Source organism: Ruegeria marisflavi, assembly GCF_025673445.1.
GTDB lineage: Bacteria > Pseudomonadota > Alphaproteobacteria > Rhodobacterales > Rhodobacteraceae > Ruegeria_B > Ruegeria_B marisflavi.
On the sequence record NZ_JAOVQN010000040.1, the window covers coordinates 1 to 19,005 of the forward strand.

18 protein-coding genes and 1 tRNA gene are annotated in these 19,005 nt (G+C 60.6%); 4 read left to right on the forward strand and 15 right to left on the reverse strand.

Translation table 11 applies throughout. From position 1 onward, the window contains the following. Positions 1-27 precede the first annotated feature (27 nt). Positions 28-104 (forward strand) — tRNA-Met (locus OEZ49_RS22110). Positions 105-733: 629 nt separating this feature from the next. On the opposite strand, the gene dmdD is transcribed toward OEZ49_RS22110, so the two are convergent. Both dmdD and OEZ49_RS22120 read right to left on the reverse strand, forming a co-directional pair. Beyond that, positions 734-1,540, reverse strand: coding sequence for a methylthioacryloyl-CoA hydratase (gene dmdD, locus OEZ49_RS22115; protein WP_263390323.1), 807 nt, complete (start codon positions 1,538-1,540; stop codon positions 734-736). 21 nt (positions 1,541-1,561) lie between these two features. Then, positions 1,562-3,325: an acyl-CoA dehydrogenase gene (locus tag OEZ49_RS22120; RefSeq protein ID WP_263390324.1), complete on the reverse strand. Its 1,764-nt coding sequence runs from the start codon at positions 3,323-3,325 to the stop codon at positions 1,562-1,564. Between the two features lie 110 nt (positions 3,326-3,435). Here OEZ49_RS22120 and OEZ49_RS22125 point away from each other — a divergent pair, with 110 nt between their 5' ends. Next, positions 3,436-4,449, forward strand: coding sequence for an AraC family transcriptional regulator (locus tag OEZ49_RS22125; RefSeq protein ID WP_263390325.1), 1,014 nt, complete (start codon positions 3,436-3,438; stop codon positions 4,447-4,449). 100 nt (positions 4,450-4,549) lie between these two features. Here the strand turns inward: OEZ49_RS22125 and OEZ49_RS22130 are convergent, their stop codons facing one another. The 8 genes from OEZ49_RS22130 to OEZ49_RS22165 form a co-directional block, all read right to left on the reverse strand. Continuing rightward, positions 4,550-5,572: a histone deacetylase family protein gene (locus OEZ49_RS22130; protein WP_263390326.1), complete on the reverse strand. Its 1,023-nt coding sequence runs from the start codon at positions 5,570-5,572 to the stop codon at positions 4,550-4,552. Then, a complete protein-coding gene (locus OEZ49_RS22135) occupies positions 5,569-6,054 on the reverse strand; it encodes a GNAT family N-acetyltransferase (RefSeq protein WP_263390327.1) in 486 nt (161 codons plus the stop codon). Before OEZ49_RS22135 ends, OEZ49_RS22130 begins: the two co-directional genes overlap by 4 nt. Continuing rightward, positions 6,055-6,981, reverse strand: a complete 927-nt coding sequence (locus OEZ49_RS22140; RefSeq protein WP_263390328.1) for a BKACE family enzyme — start codon at positions 6,979-6,981, stop codon at positions 6,055-6,057. It lies immediately after the preceding gene. A gap of 4 nt (positions 6,982-6,985) precedes the next feature. Continuing rightward, entirely contained in the window at positions 6,986-8,335 is a 1,350-nt protein-coding gene (locus OEZ49_RS22145) for an aminotransferase family protein (protein ID WP_263390329.1), read from the reverse strand. Beyond that, the gene (locus OEZ49_RS22150; protein WP_263390330.1) at positions 8,332-9,420 is read right to left on the reverse strand and encodes an ABC transporter ATP-binding protein; all 1,089 of its coding nucleotides are present in this window, start codon (positions 9,418-9,420) and stop codon (positions 8,332-8,334) included. Before OEZ49_RS22150 ends, OEZ49_RS22145 begins: the two co-directional genes overlap by 4 nt. Before the next feature lie 61 nt (positions 9,421-9,481). After that, entirely contained in the window at positions 9,482-10,624 is a 1,143-nt protein-coding gene (locus OEZ49_RS22155; protein ID WP_263390331.1) for an extracellular solute-binding protein, read from the reverse strand. 39 nt (positions 10,625-10,663) lie between these two features. Further along, a complete protein-coding gene (locus OEZ49_RS22160) occupies positions 10,664-11,449 on the reverse strand; it encodes an ABC transporter permease (RefSeq protein ID WP_263390332.1) in 786 nt (261 codons plus the stop codon). Then, positions 11,449-12,246, reverse strand: coding sequence for an ABC transporter permease (locus OEZ49_RS22165; RefSeq protein ID WP_263390333.1), 798 nt, complete (start codon positions 12,244-12,246; stop codon positions 11,449-11,451). The genes OEZ49_RS22160 and OEZ49_RS22165 overlap by 1 nt, the downstream gene beginning before the upstream one ends. Positions 12,247-12,421: 175 nt before the next feature. On the opposite strand from OEZ49_RS22165, the gene OEZ49_RS22170 reads away from it, so the two are divergent. Beyond that, a complete protein-coding gene (locus tag OEZ49_RS22170; RefSeq protein ID WP_263390334.1) occupies positions 12,422-13,381 on the forward strand; it encodes a LysR family transcriptional regulator in 960 nt (319 codons plus the stop codon). A gap of 232 nt (positions 13,382-13,613) precedes the next feature. On the opposite strand, the gene OEZ49_RS22175 is transcribed toward OEZ49_RS22170, so the two are convergent. Genes OEZ49_RS22175 through OEZ49_RS22195 form a run of 5 tightly spaced genes read right to left on the reverse strand, consistent with a single transcriptional unit; the run spans position 13,614 to position 18,288 of the window. After that, positions 13,614-13,985 carry a hypothetical protein gene (locus OEZ49_RS22175; RefSeq protein ID WP_263390335.1) on the reverse strand — a complete coding sequence of 124 codons (372 nt, stop codon included), beginning with the start codon at positions 13,983-13,985 and terminating at the stop codon, positions 13,614-13,616. A gap of 38 nt (positions 13,986-14,023) precedes the next feature. Then, complete coding sequence (locus tag OEZ49_RS22180) at positions 14,024-14,242, reverse strand: YMGG-like glycine zipper-containing protein (protein ID WP_263390336.1); 219 nt, start codon at positions 14,240-14,242, stop codon at positions 14,024-14,026. A 54-nt stretch (positions 14,243-14,296) separates the two neighbouring features. Then, positions 14,297-16,186, reverse strand: coding sequence for a DUF3604 domain-containing protein (locus tag OEZ49_RS22185; RefSeq protein WP_263390337.1), 1,890 nt, complete (start codon positions 16,184-16,186; stop codon positions 14,297-14,299). An 18-nt stretch (positions 16,187-16,204) separates the two neighbouring features. Further along, on the reverse strand, positions 16,205-17,209 hold the full coding sequence (locus OEZ49_RS22190; protein WP_263390338.1) for a DUF1214 domain-containing protein: 1,005 nt from the start codon (positions 17,207-17,209) through the stop codon (positions 16,205-16,207). Between the two features lie 14 nt (positions 17,210-17,223). After that, positions 17,224-18,288, reverse strand: coding sequence for a DUF1214 domain-containing protein (locus OEZ49_RS22195; protein WP_263390339.1), 1,065 nt, complete (start codon positions 18,286-18,288; stop codon positions 17,224-17,226). Positions 18,289-18,438: 150 nt separating this feature from the next. On the opposite strand from OEZ49_RS22195, the gene OEZ49_RS22200 reads away from it, so the two are divergent. Then, entirely contained in the window at positions 18,439-18,951 is a 513-nt protein-coding gene (locus OEZ49_RS22200; protein ID WP_263390340.1) for an AraC family transcriptional regulator, read from the forward strand. Positions 18,952-19,005 lie beyond the last annotated feature (54 nt).

Below are 19,005 nucleotides of genomic sequence, written 5' to 3' on the forward strand. Positions count from 1 at the left end.
TCTAACACGATCTCAAAAAAAAACCGGCGCGGGATGGAGCAGCCAGGTAGCTCGTCAGGCTCATAACCTGAAGGTCGCAGGTTCAAATCCTGCTCCCGCAACCAGTGTCTCAGAACGGCCCAAAAAAACCCTTCAGAGTGGCGGTGCATCTCCACCCTGCTGATCCCTCGTTGATCACAAGAGTCGCTGGTTTGATTTTGGTAGTCGTTGGTTTCGAGTTGGACAAGGATGCGGTGTGCCCGATGTGTAGTTCAACACAATTGCATACCATTCGTCATCAAGGAGGGTGATCGGCGTGGGGTCAGGCCACCTAAATGGTTATCACCCACTGCGTTCGGATCAGCAGTTTTAACCACCGGCAGGGAACGGCCCAAAAGCGCGAACGCTTTGGACAGGATCGGTGCAAGCCCGCGGTCGACGACAATCAGTTTCGTGTGGGTGTGGCCCCACGATATAGGTGATGGTTTCCGCCTCTAGCCGGGTATTGATCGTGTTGAGCACGGATACGGTGTCGCCCTTTTGCAGGCGAAGCTCGACAAGACCGATGGCCACCGCGCGGATGCTTCGGGCGGTTTCGCTTCAGTTGCGCCGGATGTCTCCAAGAATCACCGCCATGCGTGCGCCGTGCAGGGACTCGGCCCGGCGCAGGAAAGACAATGGCGACAGCGGTACATAGTATGCCGGCGCATCGCGAGGGGCCTCGAAATGTTGGCGAATCCCGCTTCTGCCTCTCCTAGGTGTTGGGCCGAACGCGGGCGGCGGTCTTGTTGGCGAAGGCTTCCAGCCGCGCGCGCGCGTCGGGCTGGGTGTTCACGATGCCGCCGACAAATGCTTCTGCATAGGCCGCATCGAGGCCGGACATGTTCTTCATGTGGCTGACCGCCGAACAGATCGCAAAGTTGGTCAGAGGCAGGTTCTGGGCCACCTTGGCGGCGATTTCCATCGCCTTGTCCAAGCTGGAGCCTTCGACCATGTATTGCGCGAGGCCAAGGTCCACGGCTTCTTGTCCCTGGTACACGCGACCCGTCAGAACCATGTCGATCATGCGGTACTTCCCGATCATGTCCGATACGCGGATCGTGGCGCCGCCGCCGGTGAAAATGCCGCGTTGACCTTCGGGCAGGGCAAAATAGGTGGAACCGTCCATCACCCGGATATGGGCGGCGCTGGCCAGTTCCAGACCGCCGCCGACAACCGCGCCCTTGAGTGCCGCGATGATCGGCACCCCGCCATATTCCATCTTGTTGAAGGCTTCATGCCAGCGTAGGCAGACATGCATGAAGTCATCGGCGCTGCGGTCGGCTTTCCAATGCTCAACCAGATCCAAGCCGGCGCAGAAATGGTCGCCTTCCCCGGCCAACACCACGGCCCTGACACCTGCCATTCGGGCGCCGCTGAAAAAGCGGATCAGTTCTTCGATGGTGGCCACGTTCAACGCGTTTCGCTTGGTAGGGCGGTTCAGGCTCACGACATAGAGGCCGTTTTCACGCGGCGAAATCGCGAGGCTCTCGTAGGTGTCGGGGTTCACGACGTCATTCATGGGTCTGGTCCTTTCGGGGTGTCAGTCTGGGAAATCCGCGTCAAGCAGGCTGCGTGCGCCGTGCAGGATACGGGCGTGTTCGGCGGCGCAATCGGGCAGGATGTGTTCGGCAAAAAACAGCGCGGTGGCTATTTTCCGGGTCATGAACCGCGCGTCCTGACCCGCATCCAGGGCGGTTTGCGCCGCCAGGGCGCCCTTGGCCAGCTTCCAGCCCGCCGCCAGCGTACCGGCCAGCATAAGGAAGGGAACAGAACCCGCAAAGGCCGCGTCGATATCCTTGTGGCTGGTTTCGAGTAGCCAGTCTAACGCACTTTCGAAGCTGCCTCGTGCTTTGGCGAGGCTTGTGCCAATCGCTTGCGCTTCGGCGAAACCGTTTGCGAGTTCGGCCTCGGTCTCGGCAATTCGGGCGGCGAAGCGGCGCGCGGTTTCACCGCCGTCGCGCATCACCTTGCGCCCCAGAAGGTCATTGGCCTGAATGGCCGTGGTGCCTTCGTAGATCGGAAGGATACGGGCGTCGCGATAATGCTGGGCGGCTCCGGTTTCCTCGATGAAACCCACGCCGCCATGGATTTGAACACCCAAGGATGCGACCTCGACCGCCCGCTCCGAACAGAAGCCCTTGACCAGCGGCACCATGAATTCTGCCAGCGCAGCCGCCGCGGGATCGTCCCGGTGATGCGCAATATCCAACAGTCCGGCAGTTGCGGCCGCCATGGCGCGGCCACCCTCGGTCAGGCAGCGCATGCGCATAAGCATACGACGCACATCCGGGTGTTCGATAATGGCAACGGCATCCCGCGCCTGACCGTTCACCGGACGGCTTTGCACCCGTTCGCGGGCATAGGCCAATGCGCGCTGATAGGCCCTTTCGGATATGGCAATGCCTTGCACACCCACCGAAAAACGCGCGGCGTTCATCATAATGAACATGTATTCCAGCCCGCGATTTTCCTCGCCGATCAGGAAGCCGGTGGCATCGTCATATTCCAGCACGGCGGTTGGGCTGGCCCGCACACCCAACTTGTGTTCGATGCTGACGCAATTCACGGCGTTTTCAGCGCCCAAAGTGCCATCGGGCTCCACCAGCTTTTGCGGCACGATGAAGAGGCTCAACCCCTTGGGCCCGACGGGGGCCTCCGGCGTGCGGGCGAGCACGAGGTGGATGATGTTCTCGGTCAGATCATGGGCGCCATAGGTGATGAAGATCTTTGTTCCTGAAACGCCATAGGTACCATCCTCGCGCCGGGTCGCCTTGGTGCTCACCCGTCCCAGATCGCTGCCTGCCTGCGGTTCCGTAAGGTTCATCGTGCCCGACCAGCGTCCGGCAACCAGCGGCTCCAGATAGGTGGCCTTTTGCTCGTCCGATCCGGTCAGCAGCAACGCCTCGATCGCGCCATCGGTCAAAAGCGGGCAAAGACCAAAGCTCATGTCGGCGGCGTTCAGAACCTCGACCGCTGCCGCGCCAACGACGCGGGGCAGCCCAAAGCCGCCGTATTCCACCGGATGGGTCATCGACTGCCATCCCATCTCGACAAACTGGGCATAGGCCTGCGCGTCGGCTTCGGGCATCGTCACGCGACCATTGTCATACCGGGCGCCCAGCGTGTCCCCGATTTGAGACAAAGGCGCGATCTGTTCGGCGCAAAACTGGGCAAAACCTTCGAGCGCGGCACCGATATCCGTCAGGTCGTGGTCGGCATAGACCGCGAGCGTGGATACGTTTTCCCAATGGGAAAGGTGTTCGATACAAAATATCAAATCTTTTACGGGCGGCTGATAGGACATGCGTGTTTCTCTCTTGGCGCTATGGCTTTGCGTCATTTATCGACCATCCTCCTTGCCGATAAGCTCATTTCTTGCCAATGTTGTATCCGATTGCGCCAAACGAGGGTTGTATGAGCGGTCATGATCCCGTCTCGCTGACAACCGTGTCGGCGGGCTTCATTCAGGATTGGCTGGATGCGCTGAAATTGCGATGCTCGCCCGAGGCCATGGTATCGCTCTTGCAACAGTCGGGTCTGCAAACCAGCCCCATGGCCCCCAATCAGCGCGTTACGCTGAATGAAATCGCGCGCTTGTACCAACTTGCCGCGCCCGAGACAGGTGACGAGATGATGGGGTTGTGGAGCCGCCCGATCCGGCGCCGCGCCCTGCAACATCTGGTGACCGTGCAGCGTGAGGCGAGCAGCCTGACTTCGGCCTTGTATCGGTTCTCGACATACTGGAACCTGATCCTGGATGATTTCCGCCTTGAGCTGCGCAACGAGGCGGACGAGGTGGAACTGTCGTTAATCCCGTATGATCGGGAAACCCGCCCGCAGCGCTTCGGGCATTTGTTGATGCTGAAACTGGCGCATGGGCTTTTGTCGTGGCTCGGCGGGGCGGAAACTCCGGTGAAAGCGGTGCGCTTTGCCTTTCCTCGTCCCGATTTTGCCGCCGATTACGCGGTGGTGTTTCCTTGCGCGGTGGTTTTCGATGCCCCGAATTCCAGCATCCTGTTCGATTCACGCCAATTCACCAACCCGATCACCCGCAGCCCGGCAGAGGCAGCGGTGTTCCTTGAACGCGCACCGCTTGACTGGATTTTCACAGGCTCGCGCGCCCACACCTACAGCCTGCGTGTGCGGGCATTCCTTTATGGCGCGTCCTGGCAGACCTGCCAGCTTCCAGATGTGGCGCAGGCGTTGAAGATGACCCCACGGACGCTGAACCGGCGCCTGAATCAGGAGGGCACATCCTTTCAGGACATCAAGGATGCGCTGCGCCGCGACATCGCGATCCGCGCGCTTCGCAACGGTACGGACAGCATCGAGAAAATCGCCTTTGACACTGGTTTCTCTGCCCCGGCAAACTTTCACCGTGCCTTTCGCAAATGGACAAACCGGACACCGGGATCATACCGAACCTAAGTGTGGCTCTTTGCCCGCGATTATCGAAGGCGGTTTGGCTTCGCACAAGCGAAGATCGTCATATTTGGCCGTCACTCAATGCTGGTGTTGAATTACAATGTCATGCCCGCTGGCAACCCTTTAGGAAGCTCGTCAGGTTGATACCAAGATCGGGCTGAATATAGCCGCCTTCCTGCACGATCAGTACAGGCTTTCGCAAGTTAACAACAGCTTCGGCGATGCGCGCAAAACCGTTAGTTGTAACCTTGAAACCTTGGAAAGGATCGTTTTCATGCGCATCGAGCCCAAGAGCAATGACGACGACGTCGGCGCCGAAAGCCTGGATTCTTCCAAGCGCCGCGCCGAGCGCGTCAAGATAGCTGTTGTCGTCGGTACTTCTCGGCAAAGGTATGTTGAGGTTGTAGCCCAACCCCTCACCTGTGCCCCGTTCTTCAGCGTATCCCCAGAAGAAGGGGTAGAAGCGGATGGGGTCAGCGTGAATCGAAACCGTCAAAACATCGCGCCGGTGATAAAAGATACCTTGCGTGCCGTTGCCATGGTGAACATCGACGTCGAGGATAGCGGGTCGAAGGCCAGCCTCAAGGAGTGCTTCGGCAGCGATGGCTGAATTGTTGAGAAAGCAGAATCCACCGGCGAGATCTCCAAACGCATGGTGCCCTGGTGGGCGAGAAAGGGCATAGACCGCCCCCGCCCCCGCGATGACTGCACTCGCTCCGCTCAGCGCGGTCTGGGCCGACCAGTAAGCCGATTCCCAGGTTCCGGTGGAAATCGGGCAAGAAGTATCGGCCTGATGAAAACCAGCCTGACCCACGGCGGACTGGGGATAGGAGGCGCCCCGCATATCGGGATGAATATTCGGGATTACTTCGTCAGAGGCGCCTTCGATCCGGCTCCATCGCTCGTGGATCGTCTGAAGGAACACAAGGTATTCGGGCGAATGCAGCGCCGCTATCGGGCCGAGCCCGTGGTCGGCTGGCGTCTCGAACCGACAATTGGCAGCTTCGGCCCCCGCCCGCAGGACTTCGATACGTTCGGGCTTTTCGGGGTTCGGTAGACTGATGCCGTTCGCCATGAACATCTTCGGGTCGTGGACCCGCTGTCTGTCGTCGAGAATGGCCTTCATGCCGTGCCTCCGATATCGCCCAAAGCCGCGGCGACAAGGATCATCCCGACCTCGCCCGACCTCGCCTCAAATCCCATCCGTTCGTAAAACGCCAACGCGCGCGGGTTGTCGGCATAGACGGCCAGCCGGATGAACCCGCACCCCCCGCGCGCCGCCGCCGCGTCCCGCACCGCCGCCAGAAGACGCGGGCCAACCCGCCCCCCGCGCGCCGTGGCCGCGACCCAGAGGTCGGAGACGAAGACCCCCGCTGTGGCCAGCGTCGTCGAAAAAATCGGCGAGAAGACTGCGACTCCGACGACCTCCTCGCCCTGAAGCGCGAGGACCGCGCGGAAGGTCGGGTCAGTGCCGAACCCTGCCGCCGCGATATCGTCATCGCTCGCCCCGTGGCTGTCGCCCAGATCGTCCGACAGCCCCCGGAGTGCCGCATTCAGCCGCGCGGCATCGGCCGCCTCGGCCAGCCGGATTATGATCCCCGCCGCCATTCAGAACCCCACCGCGCCCGCGCCCTTCAGCCCGAGCAGCGCGCGCGCCTCGTCGGGCGTGGCGACGGTTCGACCAAGCCCCTCGACCAGTGCGCGGACCCTCTCCACTTGTTCGGCGTTCGACCGTGCGAGCACGCCCTTGGAGATGTAGAGGTTGTCCTCCAATCCGACACGTACATGACCTCCCATTGCGGCGGATTTCTCGGCCAGTGGCATCTGCTGGCGCCCGGCGGCCAGGACCGAGAAAATGTAGTTCTGCCCGAAGAGGCGGTCGGCAGTGGTCTTCAGGTGGTCCAGGTGCTCAGGCTCGGCCGCGATGCCGCCGAGGACTCCCATCACGAACTGGATGAAGATCGGCCCCTCGACCAGCCCCCGGTCGGCGAAGTGGCGCAGCATGTAGAGATGGCTGACATCGTAGCATTCGAACTCGAACCGCGCGCCACGGTTGCGGCCCATCCGGGTGAGAATGCCTTCGATATCGCGGGGCGTGTTCTTGAAGACGAGATCGTCAGACTCGCGCAGGAAAGGCTCTTCCCAGTCGTGGAGCCATTCGGTGCGCTTGCCCAGCATCGGATAGAGCGCGAAGTTCATCGACCCCATGTTGAGCGAACACATCTCGGGCCTGAGCTCCAGGGGCGCGGCAAGGCGGTCGTCGAGCGTCATCACCGCGCTGCCGCCTGTCGTCAGGTTGATGACCGTATCACATCCGGTCCGGATTGTCGGCAGGAAGGCGCGGTAATGGTCCACCGCCGCCGAAGGCCGGCCGGTCTTCGGATCACGAGCGTGCAGGTGCAGGATCGCGGCCCCTGCCTTGGCCGCGCCGATCGCCTGTTCGGCGATCTCCCCGGCCGTGACTGGCAGGTAGGGCGACATCGACGGCGTGTGGATCGAGCCGGTGATGGCGCAGGTGATGACGATTTTCGACATGGATTCAGACGCTCTGTTTCATGGCCGGTTCGACCTTTTCGGCGAAGCGGTCAAGCGCGGAGGTGAGCATGACCATGATCTCGTCCACCTGTTCGGCGTTGGTGATCATCGGCGGGCAGACGAGGAAATGGTCGCCCTCTGTCCCGTCGCGAGTGCGGCGGGAATAGATGATCAGTCCTTCCTGATAAGCTAGTTCGACGAGCTCCGAATAGGCATTCAGCGCCTTCGGCAGGGGGCGCATCGTCTGGCGATCCTCGACCAGTTCGAAGGCAAGGAGCAGTCCCTTTCCCCGCACGTCGCCGATGAAGGGGTAACGCTGCATCAGCGCGCCGAGGCGGGATTTCAGCAGATCGCCGGTCTCGGCGGCGTTCTCCATCATTGCGCCCGCCTCGATCTCCTCCAGCACCGCGAGCCCGGCGGCGCAGGCAAGGGGATTGCCGGCATATGTGTGGCCATGCATGAAGCCGCCCGCCTTCAGCACCGGATCGACGATCCGGTCATGGGCGATCATGGCACCCAAGGGCGCATAGCCCGCGCCGAAGCCCTTGGAAATCGCGATGATGTCGGGCGCGACGCCCCAGTGATCGGCGCCAAGGAACCGGCCGGTGCGGCCGCCGCCTGACATCACCTCGTCGTGGATCAGGAGCACCCCGTAACGGTTGCAGATCGCGCGTACCGCCTGCATGTAACCCTCTGGCGGCACCAGTGCGCCGGTCGAGGCGCCGCCCACCGGTTCGTGGATGAAGGCCAGCACTGTCTCTGGTCCTTCCTCGAGGATCTTCGCTTCCAGCATCGCCGCGTAGTGCGCACCGGTGGCGGGGTCGTCCAATTCGAGCCCATCAAGATAGGCGCGCGGCGCGGGAATCTTCGGCATCACCTGCATCATCGGTTCGAACGGCAGGGTAAGCGGCGTGTAGCTCGTCAGCGCCAGCGCTCCGAGTGTGGAGCCGTGATAAGACGGTGTTCTCGAAATCACCTTCCACCGCGAAGACTGTCCGATGGTAACGGCGTACTGCCTAGCGATCTTGATAGCGCTTTCGACGGCCTCGGAACCACCAGAGACGAAAAAAACCTTCTCCATCCCATCGGGCGTAAGCTTTGCCACCTTTGTCGCAAGCATCTCGCTCGGCTCGGTCTCGAAATGCAGGCGGTAGCCGAAGGTTGACTTCTCCATCTGTCGCCGCATCGCCTCCAGCACGCGGGGGCTAGAATGGCCAATATTTGACACCATCGCACCCGATGAGCCATCGATGTAGCGCTTACCGTCGACATCCCACATGTAGATCCCCCGCGCCTCGGCAAGTACAGGGCGTCGGCTGTCGGTTTGGTAGAATAAATGACTCTTGGTCGTCATGCTCGGGGCTCCGAAGGCAGAGCGGCGCAGTCCTTGGCGCGGAAGCGCACCGAGACTTCGGCCCCGATGGGTAGAGGGTGATCGTCGATCATGTTGATGGCCTGCAATGCGTAGCCGCCGACCCGCAAGAAATAGCGGGCCGACTGGCCCTGATAGTCCACCGTCTCAATAGTGCCGACAACCGAATACCGGCCGTCTGGATCTGTACCCGCGGGCAGAACGTCGAGTTTTTCGGCGCGTATGACGAGCTTTGCCGGACCGACGCCACCGATACGGGGAGCGCGGTCGGGTGGGACGGCAATGTTGGGCAGGTCAGACACTTCAAGCGCAGCCATGCCCCCGTCAATACCGGTACAGGTCGCAGGCAGGATGTTCGAGGCACCGAGGAAGGTCGCGACAAACTCACTTGCGGGCGTGTTGTAAACCTCTTCCGGTGCGCCCATTTGCTCCACCCGGCCTTTCGACATAACGATAATCCGGTCGGACATCGCCAAAGCCTCCGTCTGGTCATGAGTAACAAAGACCGTGGTCACCCCAATGCGCTGCTGGATCTTCTTCAGCTCGACCCGCATATCCTCGCGCAGGTTGGCGTCGAGGGCCGAGAGCGGTTCGTCAAGGAGAAGCACGTCCGGTTCGATCACAATGGCGCGGGCCAGTGCTACGCGTTGTTGCTGACCGCCTGAAAGCTCCTTTGGATAGCGCTCGCCTAGTTCGGGAAGCTGCACCAAGTCCAGGGCCTCGACCACACGGCGCTTGATCTCGGCCTGCGCCACATTGCGGTAGCGCAGACCGAAAGCGACGTTGTCGGCCACCGTTCGGTGTGGGAAGAGCGCGTAGTTCTGGAAAACAAGCCCTAGGTTCCGGCGGTGGATCGGCACGTCGTTCACGCGCCGCCCGCCGATGGAAATGTCGCCATCGCTCGGGTCTAGAAGCCCGGCGATCATACGTAAGGTCGTCGTCTTGCCGCAGCCCGAGGGCCCGAGAAGGGTGACGAAGCTGCCTTGCGGAATATCGAGCGACATCCGATGGACGGCGGTGAAATCGCCGAAGCGCTTGACGATATCGGTCAGGGTAACGGCGCTCAACGGGCCTCTCCTCGGGGCTGGGGTGCCCGGCCCCCTTTTGCGGGGGCCGAGCTCATCGGTCTCAGTAGCCGCGCTGGACGCGGGAGAAGGTCTCGGACCACTCGGCCTCGTTGCCGTTCCAGTAGCCGGGATCGGCGAAGGTGAGGCCCGAGAGCGTGCCGGTCGGATCGAAGGCCGGCAGCGTCGGGATCTTTGCGCCCAGATCGACCTTGGTCGGGTCGAGTGCGGGCGGATAGTTCTGCCCCTCAGCCACCGCAATCGAAGTCGCGGGATCGAGCATGAAGTTCAGAAGCTCTTCACAGGCTCCCATGGGGCTGCCCTTGATCACGAAGAGGCATTCTTGCCAACCGAATCCCTGCGGTGGGTCATAGTAACCGATGTCGTGACCCTGTTCCTGCAGCGCGAAGACGCGGCCGGACCAGGCTTCGGTGACGTGGATCTCCTCCTCGGCCAGAAGGCTCATCAATTCAGCGCCCGAAGCCCAGTATTTCAATGCGAGATCGCGGTGCTGGCGCACGGCGTCCCAGATTGCTTCCATATCGGTTGCGCCGTTCGGGTCCTGCCCGGTCTGAAGCGCGCCGTACCAGACGCGGGTGCGCCAGTCGCTCCAACCGCCAATCTTGCCCTTGTGGGCAGCGTCGATCAGGATATTGGCACCCTTTTCATGCATCTCTTCATCCGAGATGTACTTGCGGTTATAGGCTAGGCCGGTGCTGCCGTAATCATAAGGTACTGCACTGAGACTATCAGACGTGACTGCGGCAAAGGCGTTGGTCAAGGCCGGCATGACCAGCGCCATGTTCGGGATGTTGTCGAGGTTCAACTCGCTTGTCAGCTCGAACGCGTGATAGCGGGCATAATCGAACACACCCGAAAGGTGAGCGATGTTGTATTCGCCCGGCTGAGAAGCGCGGACCAGCGCTAGATATTCGTCACCGCCGGGGAACGTACCGTCTACCACGGTTAGGCCGGTCTTGGTAGTATAAGGATCGAATGCGAATTTCCGGAACGCCTCGGACACGATGCCGCCCCAGCCGTCAAAGCGCACCTGGCTCACGGTCTGGGCGTTGGCGTATTTCGCCAAGGGCGTCTGGAGCCCGTAGGCGGCACCGGCCGCTCCGAGCAGGCCCAGAAATTTCCGGCGGTCGAGGTCGCCGTTCTGAAGCCGCTCGCGCAGCCGTTCGTAGCGTGTCGTGTTTTCCATGGTCAGCCTCCTTGCTGAATATTGTTTGGTCATGGCGGTTCATCCGCCCTTTTTGTTGGCCAGGTACCGGGCAATACCGGCCCCGATGAGCGGCAACCCGACGGTCATCACGATCATCACGGTGCCAAGCGCGTTAATTTCGGGAGAGATCGAATTGCGGAGCATCGAGAAAATCTGCGTCGGCACGGTTTCTACCCCGCCGGGTTTCCAAAAGAGCGTGCCTGTGATGTCATCGAAACTGATAGTAAAGGCGAAGAGCGCACCGGCCGCGACGGCGGGTGTCAATAGTGGTAGTGTTACCGCGAAAAAGGTCTGGCGCGGGGTGGCGCCCAGGCTCAGCGCCGCTTCCTCGACATCCCGACGTATCGAAACCAGCCGTGCCTGCACGACGAGGATGACGAACGGTAGGGTAAAGATCACATGCCCCATAAGAAGGAGCCCGAAGCTCTTGTTTATATTGAGGGCGTTCAGAAAAAGGAGGAGTGCCACTGCCAATACCACCTCGGGCACTAGGATCGGGGCGATAAGAAGCGTGGTGATCATGTCGCGTCCCGGCACCCGGTAGCGCACAAGTGCCAGCGCCGCTAGTACACCGAGCGTGGTCGAGACAAGCGCTGTCATCAATCCCAGCAGGATGGAGGTTTTGAAAGCGCGCCCAATCGCTTCATTCTGCCACAGCGTCTCGAACCAGCGAAAAGAGAGGCCGGTCATCGGAAAGCTGCCGAACTGGCTTGCGTTAAAAGACAGAAGCACGACCACCGCGACCGGCAGGAACATGAAGAGGTAGACAAGGACCGTATAGGCCCGGATCAGTGCCCAGCCCATCAACCCAACCCCTTTGCAAGCTGAGCCATGCCAAGATAGCGGTTGTAGATAAGGACCAACGCGCCAAGGACGACGAGGAGCGCAAGCGACAGAGCCGACCCGAGCGGCCAGTTGAGTTGGCGGATGATTGCCTCGAAGACCAGGTTTGCGAACATCGCGTCGCGCGGGCCGCCTAGGATCACCGGGGTGATGTAGGTGCCGGCACCAAGGACAAAGCAGAGCAGACCGCCGGCGGCCAGGCCAGGCAGGGAAAGCGGCAGGGTGACCTCTAGAAAGCTCTGCCACCGCGTCGCGCCAAGAGAATTGGCCGCGTCTTCGAGATTGGTGTCGATCCCTTCGAGGCTGACATAGACGTTTAGCACCATGAACGGCAGCAGGAAATGCACGAGGCCCAGGATCACCGTAACCTCGTTATAAAGCATCTGGACCGGCTCGGAGATGACTCCGATCGCTAGCAAGAACGAGTTCAAAGCCCCGGAAATGCCAAGGATATTGATCCAGCTCATCGTACGGATGATGTAGCTGATCCAAAACGGCAGCATGAGCAGGACAAGCAGGATCAGCTTGTTACCGCGCGACCGGGCAATGAAATAGGCTGCCGGATAGCCTAGAATCGCGCAGACTGCTGTAGTGATCCCTGCAATTTTCAGTGTGTTGAGCAGGATATCGCGGAAGAACCGGTCGGTCAGAACCTTCTGCCAGTTATCGAGATGAAAGCCAGGCGTGTCCGCGCCAACAGCGCTGCGCAACCAGAAGGAATAGACCACGATGAAAAGAAGCGGGACAACCAGAAGCAAACAGACCGCCGTCAAGGCAGGAGATAGAAGTATCCATGGTTGCCGTTTTTCCCGCGACTCGATTGTCATCGCAACCAGCTTTCCCCCAATGCAGTTCATGGAACAGAGTGAGGCGTCACGGGGTCATTAATCAAATAGATAATTGGAATTCTCAATATTGATGTAATCTATATTCATGACCCGACTCACATCAGCAGAACGGCTCGCGCGCGACCTTGACTGGAATCTCTTGCGCACCTTTCTTGTGCTCGCTCAATCCCGTTCGGTCACCGATGCGGCCGAACGGTTGGGATTGAAGCAACCGACGGTTTCCAGCGCGCTAAAGCGGCTAGAGGATCGTTTAGGCAAGCGATTGTTCTATCGTAGCCCCGGTAGGTTTGAACTAACCGCCGCGGGTCGGCTGTTGCAAGCAGAGGCGACCGACATACACGGTGCCATAATTCGGCTTGGCACCGTCATGCGCGATGTCGATGATGAAGTGCGGGGACATGTTTCCATCGCGATGGCCAGCCACGTGGTCTGCTCGCTGTTCGATGCCGCGCTGACAGAATTTCATTCCGCGCATCCCGCTGCCACGCTCTCGATCGACGCGATGGCAAGCCGAGAAGCATTGGAAGCCGTTACATCTCGTCGCGCCTCTTTTGCTGTCTGCCTTGTCAACGACCACAAGCCTGGTCTCGAATACCGAAGGCTATTTCGCGAGTTCTTTGGCCTCTTCTGCGGCCCGACACACCCACTATTTGGTCATACCGGGCTTGCGACTGCAGATCTCGCCGGGCATTCGTCGGTCAGCTTCGTGACGGACCAGATGAACGATGCGCTTCGCGCAGTTACGATGATGCGAAGCGAGGCACGGCTTGACGACCGCATTGTTGGTACTTCGGCTAACCTTGAGGAAGTTCGCCGAATGATCGTCGCGGGGCTCGGCATCGGCCCTTTGCCGCTTCACGTGGTACGAGAGGATGTCGAAATGGGGCGGTTGTGGCGACTGCCGCCATACGAGTCGCCACCCGCAATCGACGTTCATGTGGTTTGGAATCCCCGCACCCGCGCAAACCGCGCGGAGCAGGCTGTTCTCACCGGGCTCCTCAACCTCATTGACACAACACCAATGGCGGAACGGATCTATGAATAGCCCCGTCAATCATTGCGAAAGTGTCCCGTAGTTAAGCTTGCTGCCGAGGAAAATCGTCGATTTCTAGCGGTTGAGTGTTCGCTTGATCTCTTAGACGGGGCTATTGGCGCTTGGCTCGCAAATACTTGTTACTTCCACGGTGTTGGCGAGAGTCTAAAGTCGCACGCACCAACGTCCCACCAATTTTGGACCAAAGCAGTCCCTTGATCTCGCCCGGTTAACAAGGTCGCGTTTACTCGAACGCTTCGAATGTCTCTCTCACGGCATCGTCGACGGCGCCTGCCAGTAACCTGCCGCCATCGTCGTCGCATGCATCTTCCAGCTCTTCGACAAACTCGGCCTTGAGGTCGCCCAAGTATTCCTCGGGGACGGTAGCCAGGACGTCAATCTGCCGGTTGAAAAGAGAAACCATCGCCATCAGACGCACGATTTGGCTTACTTGTTCGGGATTACCCTCGTGCTCGGTTAGAACGCTGGCACAACTAAGATGCATGAACGGACCGGCCGCGGCAATGATTTCGTCCATCTCTGCATCCGCAGAGGCAGTGCCCGCAAACGTCATCAAGCACAGCCCGATAAGTGCTGTATGTCGAACATGTTTCATCTGTTCTTCCTTCTTCCTCAATTCCGTGCGGTCCGGCTTCAACGCTTCTTACGATAACCTGCGATGGCGCCGACGACGGCACCCGCCTTCGCACCGTCGTTTCCACCCACGAGGTAGCCCACCCCGGCCCCCACAACGGCGCCGCCGACCGTGTTCTTGGTTCGCTTGGACTGGGCCTCGGCCGGCATTGGCACTGAAAGGCTGACGGCCATCAGCAGGGCCAGCACGGTGGCCAGTGATTTTCCTGTATGTGGCATGTGTGGGTCTCCTTGTTTGATCGCATGTCTTTCCAGGTCGCGCCCGCCTCAGCCCTAGGGCGTGTACCAGATGGGAGAGGTATAGGCGCGCTCTTGCTGGACCATCACGGCATCATCCGGCAGGCCCTGCGGGCCATAGAACGCCTCGTCATGGGCCAGCCAGGACGGTGTCGGGATTTCAAGCACCCGGACATAGTAATAGGCCCGCTGTCCCCGATCGAATAGCGGGTCCTCCCAATACCCCCCCAGCGCCGCGGCCCCGATGGTATTGGTGTAATCCGCGCCATGCACGGTGCTGCCGACAGGCGGCAGCTTGCCGTCGGCATCTGGTGTCCGGTCGCCAGACCATGCCACATCGAACACCTGGGTCTTTGGTTCGCCATCGCCGCCGACCCAGCCCTTGACGATCTGAATGCGGTCCAGATTGGCGCCATCGGGGTCGCGCAGTGCACGGATCATGAACCGGGGCACCGCATCGGCGGGACCGGCGAACAGGTCCGCCCCCATCGGCACGCCCCGGGCGTACCCCGTCCGGGCAAAATCGGGGCGATGCACGTCATCGGCCTCGAAATCCCAACCCGCGAAAACCCGAACGGTCATGCGTGTGCCGGTCGTGGCATAGACTTCCTTGCGCTTGAACGCATCCCAGATCGCTTCGCGCGTGTTCTCTCTGGCCCAGGCGGCGGCAAGCCCCGCGGCAAGCGTTTCGTAATGCTTGACGGTGATCTCTTCGCCCAGAAAATCGGGTTGCACGATGTTTTCATCATAGCGTTCGTGCCCTGCGCCGGGCTCGCCCAGCGTTGCCTTGCCGAAATAGTTGTCCTCGCGCGTGGTGGCGAGCGAGGTGTGGCTGTCGGTCGAGCCGATCATGCCGAACTTGAAAGGATTGACGCCGATCTCGGCCTCGTACTTCAGCCCGCGCGCCAGCGCCGCCCGCGCGTATTCGCGCGGCAGCATGTCGGGCGTCTTCAACTCGCTGCCGAAATTGCCGCGATCCCAGGTATAGTAATCTGCAAACTCGTCATTGGGGCTCAGCAGGGGGTGCGTTTCCCCGTCCCCCTTGATCTGGGTCACCTCATACAGCGGCTCCCACCTTGCCCGGCGCTCGGCATAGTCTACGTCGATCGGTTCGCCGTTCATCCGTTTGTCATCGAACATCAACCCGTTCGACAGGTTCCCGTTATGGGCAAAGGCCATGGCACGCCCGCCCGTGTCCCGCTCATAGGTCTCCATCCAGCGCCAAAGGTCTTCGGGGTCGGTGCTGTCATAGTTCGAGAACGGAACCAAATCTTCGACCTTGTCGGCATCGTCGCGGAACATGACGATGCGGTGCAGGTTGTTCATCGCCGGGCTGGACGTCCATTCGAAACCGTGCAGCGCGGTAAAGACGCCCGGCTCGTTGAACCGCTCGGCACTGGACACGATACGGTTCCAGATCGAGCGGGTCAGGTCGTCGTCGTCGATGGGATCGTTGCCCGCCCCCATCTCGGTGCCCCACATCACATAGGCGCCAAAGGGGTCGCCAGCCTTTACCAGATCATGGATCTTGCGTCCCCAGGGGATGGCAAGCAGGGCCGGGTTCGACTCGGCGATCATCGGGGCAAGGCCCAGGTTCTCGGCATGATCGGCGACGACCAGGAAATCCAGCGGGCGGACCAGTTGCGCATAGTCCCCAAGCGCCGCGCGCACCTTCTCTCCGCGCGCAAAGCGGAACGCCTCGTCCGGCCCAAGCGAGTTGCCAATCATCCCCGCATCCGTGGAATAGGATGTGTGCAGATGGGTGTCGCCAAAGAAAACCCGGTTGGGATAGGATTGATCCAGAAACGGAGAATAGTGCCGCTGGCCCAGAACCACATCCCCCTCGCCGATGGCGACATCGCTGGCATAGGATTGTGCAAATGCCATTCCCGGTAACAGGAGCGCTCCGATCAAAAGCCGCTTCATGCCGATCTCCTTTCTGATTCAGTTGATCCGTTCAGCCAGCGGAAAGGTCCAGGTTCCGTCCAGAATCTCGGCACGCGGCTGATACAGGCGAACGGTGTAATTCCAGTTCGGCGTGATCGGGATACAGTTGATCCGGCCATCGTAGCAGGCACCGAAATGGATGGTATAAGACCCATCGTCATCCGGTGCCGCCGAGACGTTGTTGTAACTGTTCCGGCCAAGCGCGTTCGGCTCCAGATAGCCGTCGGCATTGTAGACGGTGATCGACCAGAAGGCGTCGACCGGAACGTCCTTGACCGTCACCGCATGGGGCGTTTCACCGTCATTTGCATCGACGCTGGCGATAATGGCCGAGGCCGTTCTTGCCGGTTGCCCGGCCCAACCCGCAATGGCGCCGACCAGGTGATCGATCGGGTCGACCTCGTCCTTGCGGCCAAAGGCGTTGGCGGCATCAAACCCGACCGCGCTGGCCAGGTCGTTCACCGCCTTGCGCGCCTCGACCAGGCTTTCCATATCCCAGTCTGGTGCCTCGAACGGGCCAGCGCCGCCACCGCTGAGCACGATCCCGTCCTGCGCAGCATGCGCCCTGGCCAGGTCGTCCGCGTCGGCGGCATCGACAAATGTCCGGAACAGGATAAAGGCAAAGCGCGTGCCGACATTTTCCTCGGTCAGGTCATAGATACCCGGTGTCGCCTCGACAAAGGCATAGTGATCCTGGCTGATCGCCAGCATCGACTGAAAGCGGCCATCGCTTTCGGGCAGAGTGATCTGGACCGGCTGCGACAGGTCGAGGATCACGGCAGAGTAAAGCGTATCCTGATTGGCACGAATGATCGGCTGCGGCGCCTCTGCCGACACCAGTGCCCGCTCGTGCACGATCTGGCCCACACCCACCCCATAGGCGGCCAGATTGGCCCGGATCATCGTATCGGATTCGGCGCGCACCAGATTGTGGATGCGCACCTCTTCCGAGACGGCAACCGATGGCAGGCAGAGCGCAAGGGCAAAAAGAAAACGTAGCATGAGTAAACCTTTCGTTACTTCAGCCGACGGGCTGAGGGGAAGCTCCACGTCCCGTCCAGAACCTCCGGTCCGGGCTGATACATCCGCACGGTATAGTTCCAGCCCTCCATGATCGGCAGGCAGTTCACCCGCCCGTCATCACAGCCACCCAGGTGAATGGTCATGGACCCGTCATCGTTGAGCGCGCCCGTGACCGAATTGATGTTGTAGGCGCCTCGCGCGTTGGGCTCGAAAAAGCCATCGGCGTTGTACAGGCTGACGGACCAGAAGGCGCCAACCGGCACCTCAGCGGGGACGTCGATACTATACTCGGCCACCGGCAGTTGCGGTTCGACACCGACATAATACGCCTCCTGCTCGGACAAACCGCCCCAACCGCCAGCGGTGCCGATCAGGTGCCGGACCGCCTGTACCTGATCGCGCGCGCCGAACATGTACGAACTGTCCGGCACATAGGGACCCAGGGCCAGAATGCTCCGCAACAGACCCTCGAAACTTGTTTCGTCATAGTTGGGCACGATGAACGGGCGGGACGACGCGGCCTCGACCGTCATCTGATCCTGAAGCGCGTTGACGGCGGCCACATCGGCCGGATCGGCGGCATCGACTAGAACGCGCATGAAGACGACGACATAGGGCGTGCCAAAGGTATCGACATCCAGCGCATAGGTGCCTCCGCCATGGAACACCTCTTCGATATAGTGATCCTGATTGAGGACCATCGCTGTCATATAGCGGCCATCTGCGTTTGGCAGCGTCAGGGTTGCCCCCTCGCTGATGTCGATCACGGCGGTGCTGTAGAGCGTGTCGCGGTTCATCCGGATCGTCGGCTGGGCATCGACCGGGGTCGGTTCGCGAAAGTGAAAGAACCGGTTCACCCCTCCGGCCAGCGCCGCGTATTTGCCCAGTTCCAGATCGGTCGCGGCGCGGATGAAATTGTCGATGGTGATCGGGATCTCGCGGCTGTCACCCAGGCTGTCGACGGTTGTGTCCTTGTCCTGCGCCTGCGCCGCCGGGACCCATGTCGTGGCCCACAGCATCAGCGACAGACTGATTGCAGAAAAAGAAGACTTGCGCACCAATATGCTCCACTTGAAATCAGAGGTTTCGTTGGCGAAAACGGGCTTGGCAGAGGGGCGTGACCCCTGAAATCGCTGCGCAATTGTGCCGCGCCCGGGCGGCTTGTGTCACCGGACATTTCCCGACAAACTGTCCATATGCGTCGAAACATGGTCACTATTCGCGAGTTGGCCCATGTCGTGGAACTGCTTGAAGATTTCGCCGGGGCGAGCACCGTCACCGATGCCCTTCAGGTGTCCGGGCTGGATCGTTCGGTTCTGTCTCTGAAAACGGGTTTCGCCCCTTATGCAGCAGAGGGCATTCTGGTCGAAACCGTGGCCCGCGCGATCGGCGACAGGCTGCTTGGCGCCCGCATCGGGCGCAGGTTCGATTATGCCCGCTATGGTGCTTATTCGAGCTTCGTGCTCAGCGCACCCGACCTTGCCACCGCGCTGTCTCGTGGGGCGCGGGCATTCCTGCTGATACATCCCGGATCCGAAATCGTGTTCCGGCAGACCGAATCCCATGTTGTGATCGGGCGCAGCGCGGTCGGGTTGACCGTGATGGGCCACAGGCATCTGGACGAGGGAAGCCTGTTCGTCCTGATCACCGTTGTTCGCCACTTTCTGGGCGACACCTGGCGCCCGGATTGGGTCGAACTGTTGATTTTTGCTGAGAAGTGACCCGGTATTTTTATCGAGATTTGACCCAGCCTTGATTATGTCTCTGCGGTTATG

Coding starts and splice junctions, on each gene's coding strand:
- dmdD (WP_263390323.1), bottom strand. CDS start 1,540: ATGAATGACGTCGTGAACCCCGACACCTACGAGAGCCTCGCGATTTCG.
- OEZ49_RS22120 (WP_263390324.1), bottom strand. CDS start 3,325: ATGTCCTATCAGCCGCCCGTAAAAGATTTGATATTTTGTATCGAACAC.
- OEZ49_RS22125 (WP_263390325.1), top strand. CDS start 3,436: ATGAGCGGTCATGATCCCGTCTCGCTGACAACCGTGTCGGCGGGCTTC.
- OEZ49_RS22130 (WP_263390326.1), bottom strand. CDS start 5,572: ATGAAGGCCATTCTCGACGACAGACAGCGGGTCCACGACCCGAAGATG.
- OEZ49_RS22135 (WP_263390327.1), bottom strand. CDS start 6,054: ATGGCGGCGGGGATCATAATCCGGCTGGCCGAGGCGGCCGATGCCGCG.
- OEZ49_RS22140 (WP_263390328.1), bottom strand. CDS start 6,981: ATGTCGAAAATCGTCATCACCTGCGCCATCACCGGCTCGATCCACACG.
- OEZ49_RS22145 (WP_263390329.1), bottom strand. CDS start 8,335: ATGACGACCAAGAGTCATTTATTCTACCAAACCGACAGCCGACGCCCT.
- OEZ49_RS22155 (WP_263390331.1), bottom strand. CDS start 10,624: ATGGAAAACACGACACGCTACGAACGGCTGCGCGAGCGGCTTCAGAAC.
- OEZ49_RS22160 (WP_263390332.1), bottom strand. CDS start 11,449: ATGGGCTGGGCACTGATCCGGGCCTATACGGTCCTTGTCTACCTCTTC.
- OEZ49_RS22170 (WP_263390334.1), top strand. CDS start 12,422: ATGACCCGACTCACATCAGCAGAACGGCTCGCGCGCGACCTTGACTGG.
- OEZ49_RS22175 (WP_263390335.1), bottom strand. CDS start 13,985: ATGAAACATGTTCGACATACAGCACTTATCGGGCTGTGCTTGATGACG.
- OEZ49_RS22180 (WP_263390336.1), bottom strand. CDS start 14,242: ATGCCACATACAGGAAAATCACTGGCCACCGTGCTGGCCCTGCTGATG.
- OEZ49_RS22185 (WP_263390337.1), bottom strand. CDS start 16,186: ATGAAGCGGCTTTTGATCGGAGCGCTCCTGTTACCGGGAATGGCATTT.
- OEZ49_RS22190 (WP_263390338.1), bottom strand. CDS start 17,209: ATGCTACGTTTTCTTTTTGCCCTTGCGCTCTGCCTGCCATCGGTTGCC.
- OEZ49_RS22200 (WP_263390340.1), top strand. CDS start 18,439: ATGGTCACTATTCGCGAGTTGGCCCATGTCGTGGAACTGCTTGAAGAT.